1 protein-coding gene is annotated in these 366 nt (G+C 29.5%); it reads left to right on the forward strand.

All coding sequences use genetic code 11. The features are described 5' to 3' along the window. Window positions 1–127 precede the first annotated feature (127 nt). A complete protein-coding gene (locus IE187_RS21220) occupies window positions 128–283 on the forward strand; it encodes a beta-class phenol-soluble modulin (protein ID WP_016898644.1) in 156 nt (51 codons plus the stop codon). The last annotated feature ends 83 nt before the right edge of the window (window positions 284–366 follow it).

Here is a 366-nt window from a genome sequence, read left to right on the forward strand (position 1 = left end):
ACTACATAATCATATCATTGCAATTAATTATTAAGATGTTGTAAATTTTTAAATTTTAGAAGTAATTTATGATGAGATATGTTATTTTGAGGTGGTAATAATTCTATATGTAAGGGGGGTTATTTTCATGGAACACATTTCAAAATTAGGCGAAGCTATCGCTAATACAGTTTCAGCAGGACAATCTGGAGATGGTGCTGAATTAGCTAAATCAATCGTTAATATTGTGGCTAACGGTGCTGGTGTAGTAGAAGATATTGCTAAAGCATTTGGTTTAATGTAATAGGTATCTTCACTCATTACATATAAAGAGATTAATCAACTAATCGTTGATTAATCTCTTTTTTGTTTTTCGATGGTTTTTTT

This window comes from Sphingomonas glacialis, from assembly GCF_014653575.1.
Lineage (GTDB): Bacteria > Pseudomonadota > Alphaproteobacteria > Sphingomonadales > Sphingomonadaceae > Sphingomonas > Sphingomonas glacialis.